Genomic DNA, 15,908 nt, shown 5'->3' with positions numbered 1-15,908 from the left:
GTTGCGATCAGCGCTCGCTGACCTAGTTAATGCCACCAATGCGGTTAAAACGCACACCAGTTGGAATCCAAGCCGGTAGCACGCTGTCTGACGCACGATCAAACTCAAAGCTGATCCAAATCGCCACCGCTTTACCGACTAAGTTTGCTTCTGGAACAAAGCCCCAGAAACGGCTGTCAGCACTGTTGTCACGGTTATCACCCATCACAAAGTAGTGCCCTTGTGGAACCACCCATTCGTTCACGCCACGGCGCGGTTGATAGTCGTTGACGTTATCAATACGCAGCGGGTTAATCAGAATGTTGTGCTTCACTTCACCCAACTGCTCATCAAGCTGAATCAGGGGGATGTTATTTTGAATGAACGGACTCTCCACCACGTTGGAAAGCTTCACTTGTTTGCATTGCGCTTCGCCTTTGGGCTGAATGCACACTTCTTTGGTGCTGCTGTAACGCACGGTATCGCCCGGCATGCCGACGACACGTTTAATGTAGTCAACACTTGGCTCTTTGGGGTATTTGAAGACCACAATGTCGCCACGATGCGGTTTACCCGTTTCGACCAATTGTGTCCGCCACACTGGATCTTTCAGGCCGTAGGCGTATTTCTCCACCAGAATGAAATCGCCCACCAGCAAGGTTGGCATCATCGAACCCGATGGAATCTGAAACGGTTCAAACACAAATGAACGCAGCACCAGCACAAACGCAATCACAGGGAAAATCGACACCGCGTTTTCCACCCACCAAGGTTGTGGATGAATTTTCGCCGTCAATGAGGCATCAATACCGTGGGTTTCACTTTGCAGTTGCGCCATTTTTGCTTGACGCTTCTTCGCCCACACCCATTTTTCCAGTGCCCAAATGACACCTGTCACGAGTGTGAAGATGACCAGAAAGAGTGAAAATGTATTCGCCATTGACTTCCCTTATCTAAAAATACGAAAAGTGAAAGAGCCGAGACCCTTTCACTTGAGAGTTAATGCAAGCAACTGACCGTCACCAATAGAGTTTAATCTTTGCCTACGTGAAGAATGGCTAAGAACGCCTCTTGAGGAAGCTCAACGTTACCGATTTGCTTCATGCGTTTCTTACCTTCTTTCTGTTTCTTCAACAGTTTCTTCTTACGGCTCACGTCGCCACCGTAACATTTCGCCAGAACGTTTTTACGCAGCTGTTTCACCGTAGAACGCGCGATGATGTGGTTACCAATCGCCGCTTGAATCGCGATATCAAACATTTGGCGAGGAATGAACTCTTTCATCTTCTCAACCAGCAGACGACCACGTGACTGAGACTGATCTTTGTGCGTGATGATCGCCAGCGCATCCACTTTGTCGCCGTTGAGCAGTACGTCTACACGTACCATGTTCGACGCCTCAAAACGCTGGAAGCCGTAGTCGAGTGACGCATAACCGCGAGACGTTGATTTCAGACGGTCAAAGAAATCCAAGACCACTTCAGCCATCGGAATATCATAGGTCAATGCCACTTGGTTCCCGTGGTACACCATATCGACCTGAATGCCGCGTTTTTCGATACATAAGGTAATCACGTTACCCAAGTAATCGGCTGGCACCAGAATGTTACAGCGCGCAATCGGCTCACGAATTTCTTCAATATCGTTAATGGCCGGCAGTTTGGCCGGGCTATCCACGAGCATCAGTTCTTTGTCGGTTTTCAGAACTTCATACACAACGGTTGGTGCCGTGGTGATCAGATCCAGATCGTATTCACGTTCCAGACGCTCCTGAATGATTTCCATGTGCAGCATGCCAAGGAAACCACAACGGAAACCAAAGCCCAGTGCGGCCGACGTTTCTGGCTCGTAGAACAGCGAGGCATCATTCAGGCTCAATTTGCCCAGTGCATCACGGAACGCTTCGTAATCATCAGACGACACCGGGAACAGACCCGCGTAAACCTGAGGTTTCACTTTCTTAAAGCCCGGCAGTGGTTTGTCACAGCCGTTCTTCGCCAGCGTCAGGGTATCGCCCACAGGCGCGCCGAGAATGTCTTTAATACCACACACAACCCAGCCCACTTCACCCGTTTCGAGATCGTTCGTGTCGACTTGTTTTGGTGTAAAAATACCCAAGCGATCCACACCCCAAACCTGGCCAGTGCTCATCACTTTGATCTTGTCGTTTTTCTTCAGCTTACCGTTTTTGATACGTACCAACGACACCACGCCCAGGTAGTTATCGAACCACGAGTCGATGATTAGGGCTTGCAGGGGTGCATCAGGATCGCCTTCTGGCGCTGGAATCGCAGACACGATTTTTTCCAGCACTTCATCCACGCCCACGCCGGTTTTGGCGGAACAACGCACCGCATCGATCGCATCGATGCCGACGATGTCTTCAATCTCTTCAGCCACGCGCTCAGGTTCTGCGGCAGGCAGGTCAATCTTGTTCAAGATTGGCACCACTTCCAGATCCATTTCGATCGCGGTATAGCAGTTTGCCAAGGTCTGAGCTTCTACGCCCTGACCTGCGTCGACCACCAGCAGTGCGCCTTCACACGCCGCTAGAGAGCGGGACACTTCATACGAGAAGTCCACGTGTCCAGGAGTGTCGATGAAGTTAAGTTGGTAGGTTTCGCCATCTTTTGCATGGTAATCGAGAGTCACACTCTGCGCTTTGATGGTGATGCCACGCTCACGTTCAAGATCCATGGAGTCCAGAACTTGCTCGGCCATTTCACGGTCGCTTAATCCACCACAGACTTGGATTAAACGGTCAGATAGGGTCGATTTACCATGGTCAATGTGGGCGATAATCGAAAAGTTACGAATGTGCTTCATAGGTTTGGGATGACTAAACTCTTACTAATTAGGACATAAGAAAGGCCGCATCTGGCGGCATTTCATTCAAGTTGGCCGATTCTACCCAATTTCGTTGGGGTTCGCACCATAATTTAGGCGATGGGTTGCCCAAGCACGCGCAGCAGAACCACCTCTTGTGCAGAGCGTTTCTCCAGTTGTGTCGAACCCCGTTTGGCCATCGCGATGCCTAATCCAATAAACAGCAGCGAGGTAAGAATGATGATGCCCTCCCCCATGCCAAGCAGCGGAGCTAACCACGCGTCCGCTAACCAAGCGCCGAGGATCATCATCAGCAGCGGCACCAGATACACCAGCGCGGCCGATTGCAGCAGGCTTTTCTCAGGAAAACCAATTTCAACCACCTGGCCTTGCTCTACTTTTTTATCGGTATCCAATTGCCAGAACAGCGCTTTATTGCCCACCGCTTTGGAAACAATGCCCGTACCACAACTTTTTGAAGACGCACAACCGCTGCAACTGGTTTGTTGCTCGCAACTGAGTTCAACATGATAGCCGTGTTTTTGGCTGGCAACGGCGGTCACGGTGGCTAAGGCGGTCATCATGGTTTGGGCGCTCCGTCGGTATGAAACACCACAGACTGAGCGATGCGTTTGGCGGTATCAGGCGGAATGTCGCCCACCACCGAGATTTCGCTGTCGCCTTTCACAAAGCTGTGCAACGTGCGGCGGCCTTGGCGAACCAACTGACCTTTGAGTGAATAGTTGTCACTGGCAGAGACGTACACCGAGAAGCTAAATAGCCCATCCGAGAACATTTGGCTTTCCACCAAGCGTTCGGTAATCGCCATGCGGTAACGGTTCAGTTCCAATGGTTTAAAGCCTTCCGGCGTCCAACCCACCGACCAAAACGTGTCGGTAATATTGCCTTTCGGCAGCGACAGGACTTCCGGCAGTTGGACTTTGTTCAGCCCAGACATCAGCTCCGCCAGTTTGTCACTGATGGAGTAAGAAATGGTGCGGTATTGCTCCAGCACTTCCCCATCACGATCCACCAGATCGGCGCGCAACGGCAGGTTACTGTGCTCGTCGACCCACAACACATAGGAGTAACGCAGGCCATCTTTCGGCACAATACGCAGCACTTGGCATGCCGCGCCCGCTTCTCGGGCTCGACCCACTTTGACGAAATCGTAATATTGGCTGAGCTCATTCACATCGCTGTTGAGCATCGGAATGGTCGGGGCGACCATGTTGCCCGATTCGATAGTAAAGGGCTCCACTCCCGGCTCAACATAACTGACCTCGTTGCCGCGACGAATCACTTCGCGCACCGGACCGCTGAGGTACACCAAGTGAGCCAACTGTTGATCGTTGGCTTCACGCGCATGACGATACAACAACGGTTCAATGCTGTTTTTCTTAATCAGGATATAAGACAGTTCATAATTGAGATGCTGACTGGCATCGTTCATTTGATGCAACAAAGCCTCTGCAGACTCTTCCTCTGCAAAGGCTGGATTGATGCTCAAACTGAACAGTGTCAGTGCACTGATCAGAAATTTCTTCATTCAACTACCGGTTCGACTGGATCGGAATGAGAGCCTAAGTTCTCACTGTTCAATCTTAATTGAAGTTCATAGTCTTGCAGCAACGCATTCACACGGCGACGTTGTTCTTGCACGTTCGCTTCATTGCTGTGGCGTTCAACAGATTCGCGCGTCAGGCTAACAGGTTCTGCACTGCCTGAAAACGGAATCGTTTGAAGCACTGGCAATTGATCTTGCTGTGGCGTCGCACCATCGGTGCCACCATATTGCTGAACGCCCAAAATTACCGCTAAAGATACGCAAGCCGCGACCGCGACTTGACCAAACTGGGATAACCAAGCCGGTAACTGACGACGCGCTTGCTCAGGCTTAGGCTGAGACTCAATGCGAGCTTGGTTGATATCGGTAATATGGGTCGTGGCAGTGCTAAACGTCGAATGCGCCGGTTCATTTTCCAACGCGAGTGCGACACTTTCAGCGATATTCCATTCTGGTCGCTCAGGCGCCTCACCACGCAGCACATCACCAATCAGATGGTAATTTTTCCACGTGTCGAGACCGTCGCGGTCGCTGGCCAATTCTTGAATTAGCAGCTTATCGACCAGTTCTCCATCCATGAGCGCTGAAAGTTTCTCTTTGTCAGCCATTATTTTCACCATTGTTGTTGCTCGTTAGCGCTATAAAAGAGGTTTAATTCTTTTTTCTACCGCCTCACGAGCACGGAAGATACGAGAACGCACCGTACCTACGGGGCAATCCATGACTTCAGCGATGTCTTCATAGCTTAAGCCTTCTAGCTCTCGCAATGTCATCGCGGTTTTCAAATCTTCAGGCAACGCTTCTATCGCACTAAACACCGCCTGCTTTAACTCTTTGGACAGCGTAATGTTTTCTGGGTTCGATATTTCTTTCAATGCGTTGCCGCTTTCGTAAAATTCAGCTTCTTCAGCATCAACATCGCTTGCCGGCGGACGACGGCTTTGTGCCACGATGTGATTTTTTGCAGTATTAACAGCAATACGGTAAAGCCAAGTGTAAAACGCACTTTCGCCGCGAAAGGTCGGAATCGCACGGTAAGCTTTGATAAAGGCTTCCTGCGCAACATCCGCCACATCTCCTGAATTGCTCACATACCTGGAAATAAGATTGCAGACCTTGTTTTGATATCTCAGTACCAAAAGATTAAACGCTTGCTTATCTCCGTTCTGAACTCGCTCAATCAACACTTGATCGGTCAGCTGCTCGTTCATTCGAGCGGTTACTCCTATTGTTATATTCCGTACCTTCTCAGATATGGACTCTAATGATGCAAAATGTTGCCTTGACACCACTGCCTACATGAGCACTATTGTGACTCAGCCGCGCAGGGAAAGTTCAATTCTGTGTGAATTTTTTTACCATTCACCCACCGCATTGTGATGTAATCTAGGTTCCTGGAAATCTCCCTGAATAGTGGGGACAGGAGTCAGAAAAGACAATAGCATTTACAATGTATTGCTTTTAGCGCGAAGATAATACCCTCAAGAGCATGTCGGTCATGCCCATCTCAACCGAACATTTTGAGGTCAATGGACTCACGTTGCATGGTTCCCTGACCATAGGTTACTCAGATGACACATTGCCCGCTCACGGCCAATGGGAACTCAGCGTGCTGTATTTTAAACTTAGAGTAGGATAACTCTAACTGGAGTTCGGGAATATAAACATTTTATGAACGCTAACCGAGAACATCAGTGCGATGTATTAGTCGTGGGAAGTGGTGCAGCAGGCTTGTCGTTAGCCCTGCGTATAGCCAAACATTGCAACGTCATCGTACTGAGTAAAGGACCTCGCAGCGAAGGGTCGACCTATTACGCTCAAGGCGGGATTGCCGCGGTGTTTGATGAATCAGACAGCATTGATTCACACGTCCAAGATACCCTTATCGCTGGCGCAGGGATTTGCGAGCAAGAGACCGTTCGTTTTATTGCGGAGCACGCCAAAGAGTGCGTGCAGTGGTTGATCGACGGCGGCGTGCCGTTCGATAAAGAAGAAGATAGCGACGAAGAAGAGCCGCGTTATCACCTCACTCGCGAAGGGGGTCACAGCCATCGCCGCATTCTGCATGCTGCCGATGCGACCGGCATGGCCGTGCAAACCTCCTTGCAAGACAACGTCCACAATCATCCAAATATCACCTTGTTGGAACGCTACAACGCGCTCGATTTGATCACCGAGGATAAAATCGGTGGCCGCGCCGATAAAGTGGTTGGCGCCTATGTGTGGAACCGCAACGAAGAACACGTGGAAGTGATTCATTCGAAGTTTGTTGTCTTGGCAACCGGCGGGGCATCGAAGGTGTACCAGTATACTTCCAACCCCGATGTCTCTTCCGGTGACGGCATTGCGATGGCATGGCGTGCCGGGTGTCGCGTGGCCAACTTAGAATTTAACCAGTTCCACCCGACCTGTTTGTATCACCCAGATGCGCGAAACTTCCTGCTGACCGAAGCGCTGCGCGGCGAAGGCGCTTACTTGCGTCGCCCGGATGGCTCACGTTTTATGCCCGATTTTGACGAACGCGCCGAACTGGCGCCGCGTGATGTCGTGGCGCGCGCGATTGACTTTGAAATGAAGCGTCTGGGCGCAGACTGCATGTATCTCGATATCAGCCACAAACCGGCCGACTTCATCGAAAAGCATTTCCCGATGATCTACAGCCGCTTGATGGATCTGGGCATCGACATGACCCAAGAGCCGATTCCGATTGTTCCCGCCGCGCACTACACCTGCGGCGGCGTGATGGTGAATCAGAACGGGCAAACCGACCTTGAGCAGCTCTACGCGATTGGCGAAGTCAGCTACACCGGCCTGCACGGTGCCAACCGCATGGCCTCAAACTCCTTGCTGGAGTGTGTGGTTTACGCGTGGTCGGCGGCCAAAGACATTCTCAGCAAACTGAAAGACGCGCAGTTGCCCCCTAGCCTACCCGGTTGGGATGAAAGTCAGGTCACTTGCTCGGATGAAGAAGTGGTGATTCAGCATAACTGGCACGAACTGCGCCTGTTTATGTGGGACTACATGGGCATTGTGCGCACCGACAAGCGCTTGGAGCGCGCCTTACGTCGCATTCAACTGCTGCAACAAGAAACCCACGAGTACTACAGCAACTTCCGTGTGTCGAACAACCTGCTGGAACTGCGTAACTTGCTGCAAGTGGCAGAACTGATGGTGCGTTGTGCGATGCAGCGTAAAGAGAGCCGTGGCTTGCACTACACGCTGGACTATCCGGAGCTTGCAGAAGACAGCGGCCCGACGATTTTGACGCCGGATCAAGCATAACATCCAACGGGAGCGCTACAGCTCCCGTTTTAATCTCACCAACAATTGACGATATTCAACCTCTGAACAGCTATCACGCCACAACAACCAACGCAGCCCTGGCCCTTCGATGATCACAAACGCCCCCGCAAACAAACATTGCACGCGTGTGATCGCATGACGCGCCTCTCCTATCACTAAGTAGCCAGAAAAATCGAACGCGACCTCACCACGCAGTGCTGGCGTCAACCAATGATGCAGCGGCACACGCAGGCTCATGCCAATAATGAGTAATGTAACAACAAGGGGAATCGGAGAGAGAAGTAACGCCCACAGCCCCCCTCCCCAAACAAGGATGGCGGCAATGCAGGCGTGATAAGAAGGTGTGAGGTGGAGCTTAACGCACTTTGCTGAGGTTATGAGCGACAATCTTGTCTACCATCGCGGCGTGACCAAGATTCTCGGAACGACCATGGCCCATGACCCAAGTAAACAGATCCGGATCATCACACTCAAGCAAAGACACAAAGTCTTGCTGTTCTGATTCACTCAACGTATCAAAACACTCTTCGAAAAATGGCATGATGACCACATCAAGCTCTAACATTCCACGACGACAGGCCCATTTAATACGCGCTTTTTCTTCCGCGGTGTACATCGGTTATCCTCACCTTATGATTATTTTCCGCCAAGTCTATCAAACACCGGGCTTGCTCAACTAGTAGCTCAGTCACAGTCCCTGTTCAAGCTGACAAAAAAGTTGATCCAGATTAACATAGTGGAAATTATTTCACTTAGGTGAAGGACATGAACTGGAAAACTACATTTGCTCCGCTCAGTGTCAACGCCAGCGATACGCTGCCTGAACTGATGCTCACTCATCTCGATTCTTGGGGTGCGATCACCATGGTCGGCGCTGACAAGAAAAACTACCTGCAAGGCCAAGTGACCTGTAACGTCGTCACCCTAACCGCCGATCAATCGATCTTTGGTGCACACTGTGATGCCAAAGGGAAAGTGTGGTCGGTATTTCGTTTGTTCCATCATCGTGATGGGTACGCCATGTTCCAGCCCAAATCTGCGATTGAAGCCGAACTGCGCGAACTGAAAAAATACGCCATTTTCTCCAAAGTCGAGATTGCCGAAAGCCCAGACATCGCACTCGGCGTGATCGGCACGCAGGCGCAAGCCTACATCGATCGCCTCAGCGATGCGCAGGGGGATGTACGCGCGATTGACGGCGGAACAGCCGTTCGCATTAGCGAACAACGTTGGCTGCTGCTGGTCAATGAACAGACCGCAGAGCAGCTAGCCACCAACACCGACGCCACGCGAGTCGACGCCGCACTGTGGACTCGTTTTGACATCGAAGACGCGATCCCCGTGATTGAACGTGCCGATCAAAACGAACACATTCCGCAAGCCGTGAACGTTCAGGCAGTCGATGGCATCAGCTTTACCAAAGGCTGTTACACCGGTCAGGAAACCGTTGCGCGCGCGAAATACCGCGGCATCAACAAACGGGCAATGTACATTGTCTCGGGCAATGTAACCACGTCACTGTCCGACAGTGACGCACACGAGATGGAACGCTCTGTGGGTGAAAACTGGCGCAGTACGGGTCGCCTGATGGCGCACTACACCTTTGCCGATAACACCGCTATGGGTTTGATTGTATTACCTAACAATCTGGAAGAAGGCACGGAACTGCGTTTGACGGCGCAACCCTCCACCCGTTGGACGATTCAACCGCTGCCTTATTCATTGGATGATGAATAACGCATTCAGCACGCCAATCACGCAGTATCTGGATGCGCAGCAGGTGCCCTATCGCCTGCTGCCGCATGCAACGCACGCCACCACCATCGAGGCGGCGGCCCGCCAACGCGGCATTGAGCCCGCTCAGATGGTCAAATGCATTTTACTGCGCGATATGGGCGATCAGCTGGCCTTAGCGTGCGCGCCTGGCGATCGCAGTGTGGATCCCAAAAAAGTGCGCGCGCTGCTCCATTGGCGGCGAATGACCTGCGTGGATCTTTCGCAAGTCGAGCCCCTCACGGGTTATGCCATCGGCACCGTCACCCCGTTGTTACTCAAAACACCGATGCCGATCATTTTTGATCATGCAATTTTGCAACACACGCTCGTCACCATCAGCAGCGGATCGACGTTGGCAGGCATTGCACTCGACGTAAACGATCTCGTCCACCTTTGTCGCCCTCAGTTTGCACACATTCAACGTGAATAAGTGATGCAAACCATGCAATCCATTACATGTGATCGTGATCAAGTTCTAAATTAAGATCATTTTGCTATGAATTTTTATACAATTTACAAACATAAATAGTCACAACTTTTTTTTTAGTTTACTCTCTCCTGCGTTGGTTAAAGTTCACGCAGAGGTACGACTCTGTTGATATCCTTCGCCAACAAAAAAGTGAATCCACTGATTGTTTCAGGACATCCACTTTTTGTGTAATGCATCTGTGACTATTTCGCCCGCATCTGATTGCGGGCTTTTTTTATACAAAAACATGACATCTTTTTTACCTTTTTTGCTGAAAGCCAACTATTCTTAAAACTGTCATATTGCTGTGGCTAAATAAGCGCCGTCTCAAGCCACGGAGAAGTTTTATCCACCCTATTTATTTGAGGTAAAGGTCACGCAATTATGGATATTTATCCATAAATTTGCTCAAGGCAGCACAAATATCTAATTTAGTCAGTAAACACTGCATGTATCCCTAGCTCAATCACACTATTTTCTTGGGGAATTTCTTATAATCTGCGGTGTGAAAACAACAAAGGATCGAAGTATGAGACTGTTTAAGCGCTATACGCCAGGTATGATTGCTAAACACGTAAGTCGTCTTTTTAAAGGAAGAATTTATATCTACGGGGTTGGTAAGTTTGAATTTGATAACGGCAAGCTGATATTGCCGGACCGCGCAGAACGGCGCCACTACCAAACCGTCAAAGAGGTCAACCAAGAGATCATGCGACTACGCTGCGCATACGCATAATTGACTTCACAACGATAGAATGAAAAAAAGGGTTGGCCATCGCGCCAACCCTTTTGCATTGTATGGATTACGCCGTCGGCGACGTCCGCTGCGTTTTCGCCAGTTCCGGCAGATTGCCTTTGAGTCCCAGTGCATATTTCATGATTTCGTCTTTCGCACCCGGCAATTGCCCTGCCAGGCGCATCCCGATACCACGAATCAATTTCTTGGCTGGGTTATTGCCTGCAAACAAGTCTTTAAAACCTTGCATCGCCGCAATCATCTTCGCCGCTTCCGCTTTGCGCCAGCGCTCATACCCACGTAGGTTGCGCTTGCTGCCGATATCTTGCCCTTGGTGCCACAACGCCATCACTTCCTGCGCCAAACTCGCCGCGTCCAGCAAACCAAGGTTCACACCTTGACCCGCCAAGGGGTGAATGGTGTGCGCTGCATCGCCGACCAACGCAACGCGCTCGACGACAAAGTCTCGGGCATAACGCATTTTAAGCGGGAACGCATGACGCTCGCCCACCACTTCGCACACGCCCAGTTTGGCGTCAAATTCCGCCGTCAGTGCTTTGTTGAACGCTTGAGCATCAAGCCCGACCAAGTGCTCGGCACGATTTGGGTCGGTCGACCACACGATCGAACTCATGTACGGATTCCCCAGCGGCAAAAAAGCCAAAGGCCCTTGTGGAGTGAAGATCTGGCGCGCGATCGATTCATGCGGTTCGGTGGTGCGCACATTCGCAACCACAGCACTGTGGCCGTAATCCCAATGCGTGAGCGGAATATCTTGTTGCTTGCGCACCCAAGAGTTGGCGCCATCAGCGCCCACCACCAACTTGGCTGTCAGCGCCTGTCCATTATTAAGCGTCAGCCACGCTTCGCTTTCGCCAATCGCTAAACTTTGGCACGTTGCCGGCATGTACAAAGAGACATTCGACTGCTGCTTCACTTGCTCCAGCAGCGCCAACTGAATCACGCGGTTTTCAACAATGTGGCCTAGATTTGGCTGCGTCAGATGGTTCGCATTGAATTCGATGCGCGCGAAACTATCTTGCTCCCACACTTCCATCGCCTGATAGGGCGCGGCGCGGCGGGCGGTGATGCCCTGCCAAGCATTGAGGTTTTGCAACATAATCTCGCTAGAACGGCTGAGCGCCGACACACGCACGTCCGGCAACTCGCTCAATCCTTCTTGGGGTAATTTGCCTTCAATCACCGCAATTCGTAGTTCGGTATTTTTAAATGCCGCGGCGAGAGCAAGCCCGACCATGCCGCCGCCAACAATCGCAATATCCACGCTTTGCATCATAATTTCGTACCTTTTATCGATTCACCACACCCAGCGTGCGGCGCAGCAACGGAGATTTCAGCATTGGCAGATTATCCATCGCAGCCAAGCCCAGATTTCGCCCAATGCTCAACGTCAGCCAGTCGTTGGAAAACAGGTGTACCAGCGCCGACGTCAGTGTAATGGTGGCTTCGCGATCCGCTTCACGGCGCTGCCTAAACCGGTTGAGCTGCGCATAACTGCCGATCGCATCGCCGGCGGTGAGTTCTTCGGCCAGTGTTGTCACATCGCGAATGCCTAAATTGAATCCCTGCCCCGCAATCGGATGCAGCGTTTGCGCCGCATTGCCGACAATCGCAAAGCGGTGAGAAATGTTCTGTTCACGGTAACGCAGCAACAGTGGGTAAGCACTGCGTTCGCCCGCTTTGGTCAAGCGCCCTAGACGCCAGCCAAAGGCCGTTTGCAATCGCGCTAAAAACTCACTATCGCTACATTGCATGACTTGCGCCGCCACTTCAGGAGGTAAACACCACACCAGCGACAAGCGGTTGTCACTCATCGGCAGCAGCGCCACTGGGCCGGTCGATGTAAAGCGTTCAAAAGCACGGCCTCGGTGTGGCTCGCTCGCCACTACATTGGCAATGATCGCCACTTGGTTAAAGTCGTGTTCGGTGAGTGCCAATCCAATTTGCTGACAACACGTCGACACGGCACCATCGGCCGCGACCAGCAATTGGCCTCGCAGCGATTCACCGCTATTGAGCGTGACCGTCACCGCATCATTGTGACGTTCGACCGTGGAGACGCTGGCTGGGCAGAACATATGAATCGCAGCACTTTGCGCCATTTTTTCTGCGTAAATGCGGCCCACGTGTGCCAATTCAACCACATATCCCAGCGCATCCACGCCAGCCGATTCGCGCGTGATATCGGTCATACCGGCATGCGAGCGATCCGACACATGAATCTGGGTGATCGGCGTGGCCACAGGGGCAATCGCTGGCCATAAAGCCAACTGGCGCAGAATACCCACCGTCCCATAAGAGAGTGCAATCGAGCGGGCATCGAACCCCGGATGCGCGTGATGATCCGTCTGATATGCTTCAATCACCGCGATGTTGAGACGCCCCTGACTCAACGTATCTAGCGCTAACGCCAACGTTGCGCCAGCCATGGCGCCACCAGCAATAATCACATCAAAAGATTTTGCCTCGCTCACTGCCGCCTCACTTAGTGAATTGTTGGTTCTGAAGCTTGTTGCGGTTTGGCGCCAAACTCTGCGTGCAGCGTCAAAACGCAAGCTTTCACATGCTCAATGACTTGCTCAAGCAATTGCGCTTGCTCGTCCATGTCATCGTCTTCATCAATGCCCAGCTTCGAGATCTCTTCCAGATCCTCTAACGCTTCTTTGGCGACGTTGGAGGCGCTTTGTACTTTCGCCCCCACCAAACCGAGGCCAGAAATAAAATGGTTCACCCATTCCGCCACGCTGTCGGCAAACTGAAAGAGCGCTTCGTCACCGTCAGTTGTTGGCAGCATCAGGGTCACTTCCAGATCCGTACTGGTCAATTCTGCGTTGGTCGCGGTAAGCGTTTGCTCTGCCAGCGCCAGCACTTGCATCGGCCAGCCCATCCCATCATTGGTATAATCAAAAATCAGCGGCTGCCAACTTTTATCATTCAAACTCAAACCACCAGCCAGCATGCCGGTCAGTAAGCCGTGCAATTCTGCTGGTGTGACCCCCAGCGATGCCGATTGCAGTTCGGAGGCTAAGTTTGCATAATTTGGAAACGTGTTGTCGCTCATAATGGGCTCGTCGTTGAAAAAATATGTTTAATCGTACCACTTCAACGATCCGGCGAAAACGCTCACGTCAGCAATTGTGACCAGCTTTTATGCAAATTGCCCAAGAACTGTGTTTTTGCCCAATCAAATCCAGCTTACGCGTGTGAAAAGCTTGAATCTTAGGAACGCTTTACCTATAGTTTGACCCTCGATGGTCACGTAAGCGATATCATCTTTAGTTACGCCAATAGAGTTCATTTATCATGAGTAATCAAGCGGTTGACGTTGAAATTTTAGGCAAAGTGACACGGGTTAATTGTCCGGCAGGCGAAGAAGAATCCCTGTTACGTGCCGCACAGGACCTCGACCAACGATTGAAAGATATGGCCGATCGTACTAAGGTATCGAATGAGGTAAAGCTACTGACAATCGCCGCGTTGAACATCTGTTACGAGCTGCAAACCAAGCAGCAAGAGAAAGACGGTCATCAATCGGCCATCAATGAGCGAATGGAAAAGCTCACCGCTTCACTTGAAGAAGCACTCAGTAAAGTCAAGCCAGGAGAGCTGTAGCCTTTACCATCCAAAGTTTTACCCTGGAGTGTTCGTCAGCGGATTTATGTCCCTGAGCCGATAAGCAACACGTAAGGGTTAGTACTTGGTAGCTATTGAGCATGCTCGGCTCGTACCGAGAAGCCTACGGTTATCCTTGCTGATCCGCCTTGAACCAGCTGGTTCAAGGGCTACAATCCTCAACGGCACTCTGGGGTTCCTCTATGCAATACTCTCGTCAGGCGCTACGTAAGCGCATTCGTCAGCAACGCAATCAACTGTCCAGCGACACGCAATACCAAGCCAGTCAGGATCTGATTCGCCGCTTTTCAACGCTGCCGGAAATGCAGACCAGCCATCATATTGCGCTCTATTTATCCACCGATGGCGAGCTCGACACCCAGCCGCTGATCGACTGGTTGTGGTCACAAGGCAAAGCCGTCTATCTTCCCGTGCTGCATCCGTTTTCTGCCGGTCACCTGCTGTTTCTTCACTATCAAAGCACCACACCGATGACTTATAACAAATTTGGTATTCTCGAGCCCAAGCTCAACCAAACCTTAGTCAAACCGGTGAAAGAACTCGACCTGATCTGCACACCATTGGTGGCGTTTGATTCCCACGGCCATCGTCTCGGCATGGGAGGCGGCTACTACGATCGCACCCTCGCGCACTGGTTTCAAACCGGTGAAGGCGCCATGCCTTTGGGATTGGCGCATGATTGCCAACATGTTGATCAACTGCCAGTCGAAACCTGGGATGTTCCCCTACCGAAGATTGTCACGCCGAGCCAGATTTGGCACTGGAAAGCGTGATCACTGCAAAATTAAGAGCACGGATAATGCCGCTATCGGAGTACATCTCCCGTTGGTTTGAGGGTATAATCGCGCCGCGCAAACGCGTTCCCCCACAGAATCGAAATCAGGAGAAAGGCATGACTCAAGATGAAATGAAAAAAGCCGCCGGTTGGGCTGCACTGAAATATGTAGAAAAAGGCAGCATTGTTGGTGTCGGTACCGGTTCAACGGTGAATCACTTCATCGATGCTTTGGGGTCGATCAAAGATGACATCAAAGGCGCAGTTTCAAGCTCAATTGCGTCCACCGAGAAACTCAAGGGCCTCGGCATTGAGGTGTTCGATTGTAACGATGTGGCTGGCTTGGACGTGTACGTCGATGGCGCGGACGAAATTAACCCGCACCGCGAAATGATCAAAGGCGGTGGTGCGGCGCTGACGCGTGAAAAAATTGTGGCGGCCATTGCCGACAAATTCATCTGTATCGTCGATGGCACCAAAGCGGTTGACGTCCTGGGAGGATTCCCACTTCCCGTAGAAGTGATTCCAATGGCGCGCTCTTATGTGGCACGTGAACTGGTCAAACTGGGCGGTGATCCGGTGTATCGTGAAGGTGTTCTGACCGACAACGGCAACATCATTCTAGACGTGCACAATATGCGCATCACGGACGCCAAAGATCTGGAAAGCAAAATCAACGCGATTGCAGGCGTGGTGACCAACGGTCTGTTCGCTCACCGCGGAGCGGATGTGGTCATTACCGGTACCCCTGAAGGGGCGAAAATCGAAGAATAAGATTGGAAAAAACGTCTTCTTTCCGTCATTAGATTACAAACGGCACACT

Annotated in this window: 18 protein-coding genes and 1 other RNA gene; 8 read left to right on the top strand and 11 right to left on the bottom strand. The window is 51.4% G+C overall.

What is annotated here, in order from left to right; genetic code table 11:
* Positions 1 to 22: 22 nt before the first annotated feature.
* From lepB to rpoE, 6 genes are all read right to left on the bottom strand, one after another.
* A complete protein-coding gene (gene lepB, locus ACF8PK_RS21845; protein ID WP_004729149.1) occupies positions 23 to 919 on the bottom strand; it encodes a signal peptidase I in 897 nt (298 codons plus the stop codon).
* A 92-nt stretch (positions 920 to 1,011) separates the two neighbouring features.
* A complete protein-coding gene (lepA, locus tag ACF8PK_RS21840; protein WP_004729151.1) occupies positions 1,012 to 2,805 on the bottom strand; it encodes a translation elongation factor 4 in 1,794 nt (597 codons plus the stop codon).
* Positions 2,806 to 2,918: 113 nt separating this feature from the next.
* Positions 2,919 to 3,389 carry a SoxR reducing system RseC family protein gene (locus ACF8PK_RS21835; protein ID WP_004729153.1) on the bottom strand — a complete coding sequence of 157 codons (471 nt, stop codon included), beginning with the start codon at positions 3,387 to 3,389 and terminating at the stop codon, positions 2,919 to 2,921.
* Positions 3,386 to 4,354, bottom strand: a complete 969-nt coding sequence (gene rseB, locus ACF8PK_RS21830) for a sigma-E factor regulatory protein RseB (protein ID WP_004729155.1) — start codon at positions 4,352 to 4,354, stop codon at positions 3,386 to 3,388. The genes ACF8PK_RS21835 and rseB overlap by 4 nt, the downstream gene beginning before the upstream one ends.
* Positions 4,351 to 4,980 (bottom strand): sigma-E factor negative regulatory protein, encoded by a 630-nt coding sequence (locus ACF8PK_RS21825; RefSeq protein ID WP_041942481.1) that lies wholly within the window; start codon positions 4,978 to 4,980, stop codon positions 4,351 to 4,353. Before ACF8PK_RS21825 ends, rseB begins: the two co-directional genes overlap by 4 nt.
* Before the next feature lie 30 nt (positions 4,981 to 5,010).
* Entirely contained in the window at positions 5,011 to 5,583 is a 573-nt protein-coding gene (gene rpoE, locus ACF8PK_RS21820; RefSeq protein ID WP_004729159.1) for an RNA polymerase sigma factor RpoE, read from the bottom strand.
* Positions 5,584 to 6,043: 460 nt separating this feature from the next.
* Between rpoE and nadB the strand changes: the two genes are divergently transcribed.
* Positions 6,044 to 7,654, top strand: coding sequence for an L-aspartate oxidase (gene nadB, locus ACF8PK_RS21815; RefSeq protein WP_004729161.1), 1,611 nt, complete (start codon positions 6,044 to 6,046; stop codon positions 7,652 to 7,654).
* 15 nt (positions 7,655 to 7,669) lie between these two features.
* On the opposite strand, the gene ACF8PK_RS21810 is transcribed toward nadB, so the two are convergent.
* Together ACF8PK_RS21810 and ACF8PK_RS21805 are read right to left on the bottom strand one after the other, a co-directional pair.
* Positions 7,670 to 7,900 (bottom strand): hypothetical protein, encoded by a 231-nt coding sequence (locus tag ACF8PK_RS21810; protein ID WP_231623435.1) that lies wholly within the window; start codon positions 7,898 to 7,900, stop codon positions 7,670 to 7,672.
* A gap of 130 nt (positions 7,901 to 8,030) precedes the next feature.
* Complete coding sequence (locus ACF8PK_RS21805; RefSeq protein WP_004729165.1) at positions 8,031 to 8,291, bottom strand: succinate dehydrogenase assembly factor 2; 261 nt, start codon at positions 8,289 to 8,291, stop codon at positions 8,031 to 8,033.
* 149 nt (positions 8,292 to 8,440) lie between these two features.
* Between ACF8PK_RS21805 and ygfZ the strand changes: the two genes are divergently transcribed.
* From ygfZ to ACF8PK_RS21790, 3 genes are all read left to right on the top strand, one after another.
* On the top strand, positions 8,441 to 9,412 hold the full coding sequence (gene ygfZ / locus ACF8PK_RS21800) for a tRNA-modifying protein YgfZ (protein WP_392443553.1): 972 nt from the start codon (positions 8,441 to 8,443) through the stop codon (positions 9,410 to 9,412).
* Positions 9,405 to 9,881 (top strand): aminoacyl-tRNA deacylase, encoded by a 477-nt coding sequence (locus tag ACF8PK_RS21795; RefSeq protein WP_154181304.1) that lies wholly within the window; start codon positions 9,405 to 9,407, stop codon positions 9,879 to 9,881. The genes ygfZ and ACF8PK_RS21795 overlap by 8 nt, the downstream gene beginning before the upstream one ends.
* 568 nt (positions 9,882 to 10,449) lie before the next feature.
* Entirely contained in the window at positions 10,450 to 10,656 is a 207-nt protein-coding gene (locus ACF8PK_RS21790) for a DUF1107 domain-containing protein (protein WP_014204432.1), read from the top strand.
* 67 nt (positions 10,657 to 10,723) lie between these two features.
* On the opposite strand, the gene ACF8PK_RS21785 is transcribed toward ACF8PK_RS21790, so the two are convergent.
* From ACF8PK_RS21785 to ACF8PK_RS21775, 3 genes are read right to left on the bottom strand one after another with little or no spacing between them, the layout of a single operon-like run.
* Positions 10,724 to 11,953 (bottom strand): FAD-dependent 2-octaprenylphenol hydroxylase, encoded by a 1,230-nt coding sequence (locus ACF8PK_RS21785; RefSeq protein ID WP_004729173.1) that lies wholly within the window; start codon positions 11,951 to 11,953, stop codon positions 10,724 to 10,726.
* 13 nt (positions 11,954 to 11,966) lie between these two features.
* A complete protein-coding gene (ubiH, locus tag ACF8PK_RS21780) occupies positions 11,967 to 13,151 on the bottom strand; it encodes a 2-octaprenyl-6-methoxyphenyl hydroxylase (protein ID WP_392443548.1) in 1,185 nt (394 codons plus the stop codon).
* 11 nt (positions 13,152 to 13,162) lie between these two features.
* Positions 13,163 to 13,738, bottom strand: a complete 576-nt coding sequence (locus ACF8PK_RS21775; protein ID WP_004729176.1) for a YecA family protein — start codon at positions 13,736 to 13,738, stop codon at positions 13,163 to 13,165.
* A gap of 242 nt (positions 13,739 to 13,980) precedes the next feature.
* Between ACF8PK_RS21775 and zapA the strand changes: the two genes are divergently transcribed.
* From zapA to rpiA, 4 genes are all read left to right on the top strand, one after another.
* A complete protein-coding gene (zapA, locus tag ACF8PK_RS21770; RefSeq protein ID WP_004729178.1) occupies positions 13,981 to 14,289 on the top strand; it encodes a cell division protein ZapA in 309 nt (102 codons plus the stop codon).
* Positions 14,290 to 14,306: 17 nt separating this feature from the next.
* A non-coding RNA gene (ssrS, locus tag ACF8PK_RS21765) (6S RNA) lies at positions 14,307 to 14,490 on the top strand.
* Positions 14,491 to 14,492: 2 nt separating this feature from the next.
* Positions 14,493 to 15,083: a 5-formyltetrahydrofolate cyclo-ligase gene (locus tag ACF8PK_RS21760; protein WP_014204429.1), complete on the top strand. Its 591-nt coding sequence runs from the start codon at positions 14,493 to 14,495 to the stop codon at positions 15,081 to 15,083.
* 119 nt (positions 15,084 to 15,202) lie between these two features.
* Positions 15,203 to 15,859, top strand: a complete 657-nt coding sequence (gene rpiA / locus ACF8PK_RS21755) for a ribose-5-phosphate isomerase RpiA (protein WP_014204428.1) — start codon at positions 15,203 to 15,205, stop codon at positions 15,857 to 15,859.
* Positions 15,860 to 15,908: the final 49 nt, after the last annotated feature.

The organism is Vibrio sp. CJQ_6, from assembly GCF_043106745.1.
Taxonomy (GTDB): Bacteria; Pseudomonadota; Gammaproteobacteria; order Enterobacterales; family Vibrionaceae; genus Vibrio; species Vibrio furnissii.
This window is presented reverse-complemented; position numbering and strand designations above follow the sequence as displayed.

Coding starts and splice junctions, on each gene's coding strand:
- lepB (WP_004729149.1), bottom strand. CDS start 919: ATGGCGAATACATTTTCACTCTTTCTGGTCATCTTCACACTCGTGACA.
- lepA (WP_004729151.1), bottom strand. CDS start 2,805: ATGAAGCACATTCGTAACTTTTCGATTATCGCCCACATTGACCATGGT.
- ACF8PK_RS21835 (WP_004729153.1), bottom strand. CDS start 3,389: ATGATGACCGCCTTAGCCACCGTGACCGCCGTTGCCAGCCAAAAACAC.
- rseB (WP_004729155.1), bottom strand. CDS start 4,354: ATGAAGAAATTTCTGATCAGTGCACTGACACTGTTCAGTTTGAGCATC.
- ACF8PK_RS21825 (WP_041942481.1), bottom strand. CDS start 4,980: ATGGCTGACAAAGAGAAACTTTCAGCGCTCATGGATGGAGAACTGGTC.
- rpoE (WP_004729159.1), bottom strand. CDS start 5,583: ATGAACGAGCAGCTGACCGATCAAGTGTTGATTGAGCGAGTTCAGAAC.
- nadB (WP_004729161.1), top strand. CDS start 6,044: ATGAACGCTAACCGAGAACATCAGTGCGATGTATTAGTCGTGGGAAGT.
- ACF8PK_RS21805 (WP_004729165.1), bottom strand. CDS start 8,291: ATGTACACCGCGGAAGAAAAAGCGCGTATTAAATGGGCCTGTCGTCGT.
- ygfZ (WP_392443553.1), top strand. CDS start 8,441: ATGAACTGGAAAACTACATTTGCTCCGCTCAGTGTCAACGCCAGCGAT.
- ACF8PK_RS21795 (WP_154181304.1), top strand. CDS start 9,405: ATGAATAACGCATTCAGCACGCCAATCACGCAGTATCTGGATGCGCAG.
- ACF8PK_RS21790 (WP_014204432.1), top strand. CDS start 10,450: ATGAGACTGTTTAAGCGCTATACGCCAGGTATGATTGCTAAACACGTA.
- ACF8PK_RS21785 (WP_004729173.1), bottom strand. CDS start 11,953: ATGATGCAAAGCGTGGATATTGCGATTGTTGGCGGCGGCATGGTCGGG.
- ACF8PK_RS21775 (WP_004729176.1), bottom strand. CDS start 13,738: ATGAGCGACAACACGTTTCCAAATTATGCAAACTTAGCCTCCGAACTG.
- zapA (WP_004729178.1), top strand. CDS start 13,981: ATGAGTAATCAAGCGGTTGACGTTGAAATTTTAGGCAAAGTGACACGG.
- ACF8PK_RS21760 (WP_014204429.1), top strand. CDS start 14,493: ATGCAATACTCTCGTCAGGCGCTACGTAAGCGCATTCGTCAGCAACGC.
- rpiA (WP_014204428.1), top strand. CDS start 15,203: ATGACTCAAGATGAAATGAAAAAAGCCGCCGGTTGGGCTGCACTGAAA.